The organism is Piscicoccus intestinalis NBRC 104926 (assembly GCF_001515525.1).
Classification (GTDB): domain Bacteria; phylum Actinomycetota; class Actinomycetes; order Actinomycetales; family Dermatophilaceae; genus Kineosphaera; species Kineosphaera intestinalis.
Genome location: NZ_BCNQ01000233.1, coordinates 1 through 4,111 on the forward strand (window position 1 = coordinate 1; position 4,111 = coordinate 4,111).

Annotated in this window: 4 protein-coding genes; 2 read left to right on the top strand and 2 right to left on the bottom strand. The window is 70.1% G+C overall.

What is annotated here, in order from left to right; genetic code table 11:
• The coding region (locus PINTE_RS22955; RefSeq protein WP_217996670.1) for a lysoplasmalogenase family protein at window positions 1–419 on the bottom strand (419 nt) is incomplete at its 3' end.
• Window positions 416–1,081 carry a class I SAM-dependent methyltransferase gene (locus PINTE_RS20520; protein WP_084343871.1) on the bottom strand — a complete coding sequence of 222 codons (666 nt, stop codon included), beginning with the start codon at window positions 1,079–1,081 and terminating at the stop codon, window positions 416–418. The genes PINTE_RS22955 and PINTE_RS20520, both read right to left, overlap by 4 nt.
• Window positions 1,082–1,297: 216 nt before the next feature.
• Here PINTE_RS20520 and PINTE_RS20525 point away from each other — a divergent pair, with 216 nt between their 5' ends.
• Entirely contained in the window at window positions 1,298–2,755 is a 1,458-nt protein-coding gene (locus PINTE_RS20525) for a cytochrome ubiquinol oxidase subunit I (RefSeq protein WP_068434313.1), read from the top strand.
• An 18-nt stretch (window positions 2,756–2,773) separates the two neighbouring features.
• Window positions 2,774–3,865: a cytochrome d ubiquinol oxidase subunit II gene (gene cydB, locus PINTE_RS20530; RefSeq protein ID WP_068434315.1), complete on the top strand. Its 1,092-nt coding sequence runs from the start codon at window positions 2,774–2,776 to the stop codon at window positions 3,863–3,865.
• Window positions 3,866–4,111 lie beyond the last annotated feature (246 nt).

Consider the following 4,111-nt stretch of genomic DNA (forward strand, 5'->3'; position numbering starts at 1 on the left):
CCGAGCCGCCGCAGGTACGCCAGGTGGGCTCCGGCGAAGGCCCCGATGCCCACCGCGAGGGCCGCCTCCGACTCCCCCAGCAGCGCGACGTCACCTGCCGTCGACAGCGCCAGCGCCGCGAGCGTCGACGCGGCGTCGTCGCGGGTCGCCCCGCCGCGACCGTCGCCCACGGAGCCCACGGAGCCCACGGAGCCCACGGAGCCCACGGAGCCCAGGGAGCCCGCCGAACCGTCGAACCCACCATCCGCCAGGCTCCCCACCCAGGTGCGCGCAACGACGCGCACCACGAGCAGCGGCATGAGCACCGGCTTGGTCACGCGCCGGACGGCGGCGGCACGCCCCGAGGCCCGCCCGGCGAGCACGACGTCGACGGCCGCCAACCCCGCGAAGCCGACGGTGGCGGCGCGCGCGAGGTTCACGAGCCGAAGGAGAAACCGCCCGCGACGTCGGGCCGCCGCTTGGCGCGGAAGAGGGCATCCCAGGCGACGACGGGGCCGTCCTCGGTCTCCACCTCGCGGGCGACCCGGCCGGATCGCTCAAGCACGAGGGTGCCCGAGCGCAGGTGATCCTGCAGGTCGCCCTCGATGTCCTGGCCGCTGAACAGCACGGCCGGGTCCTGGGGCCCGCCGGTGCCGTCGGTGAGGTTGGTCGTGTCGTGCCCGACGACGAGCAGGGTGCCGCCCGGAGCCAGGGCTCGCACGCAGTTGCGCAGCAGCTCGCGCCGCTCGAAGTCGAGCAGGTGCACATAGGTGAGCAGCACGAGGTCGTACCGGCCGGGCGCCGCCTCATACCGGGTCAGGTCGGCCTGCACCCACGAGATGTGCAACTCGACCCCGGACTCCGCGGACTCCGATCGCGCGCGCTCCCGGGCCCGGTCGAGCGCGTTGAGCGCGAAGTCGACGGCGGTGACCCGCCAGCCCTGGTTGGCGAGCCAGATCGAGTTGCGCCCCTCGCCGCAACCCAGATCGAGCGCCACCCCGGGTACATGCCCGCCCATCTCGTTGACCACCCACTTGTTGGGTGATTTCGGCCACACCGGCTCCGCTTGGGAATAACGCTCGTTCCACGTTGTCGCATCCATCTGCGTTCTCCTGTCGAAGGATTCGGCGGCCACCCCGAGTCTGACGCACCGGCCCGGGGCCGACCACCCGCGTGCGGCAGCCACCACCACTGGGATTAATGTCTCAGGTCAGGGGGACTGATGTGCCGATTCTGACGTCGGCTTCGGGGTGAGCCCCCGCTGTTCGCCGACGCGACCGCGCCGACGCACCACGGTTCGTTCACCACAGGAGAACGCATGGATGCCTTGGACCTGGCGAGGTGGCAGTTCGCCATCACGACCGTCTACCACTTCTGGTTCGTGCCCGTCACGATCGGGATGTCGGCCGTCGTCGCCGGCTTCCACACCGCCTATGTCCGCACGCACAACCCGGCGATGTTCCGGCTCACGAAGTTCTTCGGCAAGCTCTTCGTCATCAACTTCGCGCTGGGTCTGGTCACCGGCATCGTGCAGGAGTTCCAGTTCGGCATGAACTGGTCGGACTACTCCCGCTACGTCGGTGACATCTTCGGCGCCCCGCTGGCGTTCGAGGCGCTGCTGGCGTTCTTCCTGGAGTCGACCTTCCTCGGCCTGTGGCTCTTCGGCTGGGGCAAGCTGCCGGAGAAGCTGCACGCCGCGACGATGTGGCTCGTGCACATCGGCACCGTGCTGTCGGCGTACTTCATCCTGGCCGCCAACTCGTTCATGCAGCACCCGGTCGGCGCGCAGTACAACCCGGCGACCGGGCGCGCCGAACTCACCGACTTCGTCGCCGTGCTCACCAACAAGGTGCAGCTCGTGACGTTCCCGCACGTCATCACCGCGGCCTACATGACCGGCGGCGCCATGGTCATGGCGGTGGCCCTGTGGCACCTGCGCCAGGGCAAGCGCAACGGGCTCACCGACGCCTACCGCACCGCCGTGCGCGCCGGCGCCATCCTCACGCTCGTCGCCTCGATCGGCGTCATCGTCTCCGGTGATATCCAGGGCAAGATCATGACCGAGGTGCAGCCGATGAAGATGGCCGCCGCCGAGGCCCACTACGAGACCTCCAGCCACGCGCCCTTCTCGGTGTTCTCGGTCGGCAACCTCGACGGCACCGAGGCCAAGCACCTCATCCAGATCCCCGGCCTGCTCTCCTACCTCGGCAAGGGCGACTTCAACGCCGAGATCCAGGGCATCTACGACCTGCAGCGTCAGTACCAGCAGCAGTACGCGGGCAACCCGATGACCCGCGACGAGGTGACGAACTACACCCCGAACATCCCGACCACCTACTGGACCTTCCGTCTCATGATGGGAGCCGGTTTCGCGTCGATGGCCACCGCGATCCTCGCGCTGTGGGCCACCCGCCGCTCGGCGATGGCCCGCAACGACGGCGCGGCCGGCGCGATGCGCGCCCGCTGGTGGCACTGGATGATCGTCGCCGCCCCGCTGCTGCCGATCGCCGCGAACAGCTTCGGCTGGATCTTCACCGAGGTCGGCCGCCAGCCGTGGGTCGTCTACAGCCTCATGACGACCGCCAACGGGGTCTCGCCGTCGGTCTCCGTCGGCTACGTGGCCACCACGCTCACGCTCTTCACGCTGATCTACGCGGCGGCCGCCGTCGTCGAGATCAAGCTGTTCGTCCGGTACATCCGCCTCGGGGCCGAGGCCGAGCCGGAGCCCGATCACCGCGACCGCGACGAGGACGCCCCCCTCGTCTACTCCTACTGAGAATCGGGGCGACTCGTCATGGAACTTCCCGTCATCTGGTTCATCCTCATCACGGTCCTGTGGACCGGCTACTTCGTGCTCGAGGGCTTCGACTTCGGCGTCGGCATGCTGCTGCCGATCCTGTCCCGCGGGCACGCGCCGCAGGAGGCCGACCGCCGCCGTCGCGTCATGCTGACGACGATCGGCCCGGTCTGGGACGGCAACGAGGTGTGGGTCCTCACCGCGGGCGGCGCGACGTTCGCGGCGTTCCCGCACTGGTACGCCACGCTGTTCTCCGGGTTCTACCTGCCGCTGTTCCTCATCCTCGCCGCGCTCATCGTGCGCAACCTCGGCTTCGAATACCGCCACAAGCGCGACGAGGCGCACTGGAAGCAGCGCTGGGACCTCGCGATCATCATCGGCTCGTTCCTGCCCGCGCTGCTGTGGGGCGTGGCGTTCGCCAACATCGTCAACGGCGTGCCGCTGGAGCCCCTGCCGGGCGCCACCGCGCCGTACGACGCCGCGCCGTACGTCGAGTACACCGGCACCCTGTTCACGCTGCTCAACCCGCTGGCCCTGCTCGGCGGCCTGACGACGCTGGGCCTGTTCCTCACCCACGGCGCGATGTATCTGGCGCTGAAGACCGAGGGCGACATCCGTGCCGACGCCCGCGCGTTCGCGTGGAAGTCGGGCCTGGTCACCGCGGTCGTGGCGATCGTCTTCCTCGTGTGGACCAACCTCAACACGGGCAACGCGCTGTCGTGGGTGTTGTCGGTGCTGGCCGCCGCCACGCTCGTCGTCGGTCTGCTCGCCGTGCGCGCCGGCCGCGAGGGCGTCGCGTTCACCGGCACGTTCGTGACGATCGCGCTCGCGGTGTGGGCGCTGTTCGCCGCGCTCTTCCCCGACGTCATGCCGAGCAGCATCGACCCGGCGTACAACCTCACCGCGGCGAACGCGGCGAGCAGCACGCTGACGCTGCAGATCATGACCGCCGCCGCGCTGCTGTTCACCCCGATCGTGCTCGCCTACCAGGGCTGGACCTACTGGGTGTTCCGCAAGCGCATCGGCACCCACCACCTCGCCGAGGGGCACGCTGCCGACGTGCGCAGTGAGCAGCACGAGCAACACTGACGACGCGGGCGCTCGCCGCGCGTGGCCCCCTCCCGGAGTCGGGTGGGGGCCTCGCGCTGCCGGCCCCGCCCGATGCTGCCGACAGGGAGTGTGATGAGACCGTTCGACGCGCGCGTGCTGCGCCTGGTGCCGAGGGCCCGCGGGCCGTTGCTCGCGTTGCTCGCGCTCGGCGTCGCCGCCGGGCTCGCGGCGATCGCGCTGGCGTTCACCGTCTCCGGCGTGGTGCTGGCGCTCGTGCAGCCCGAC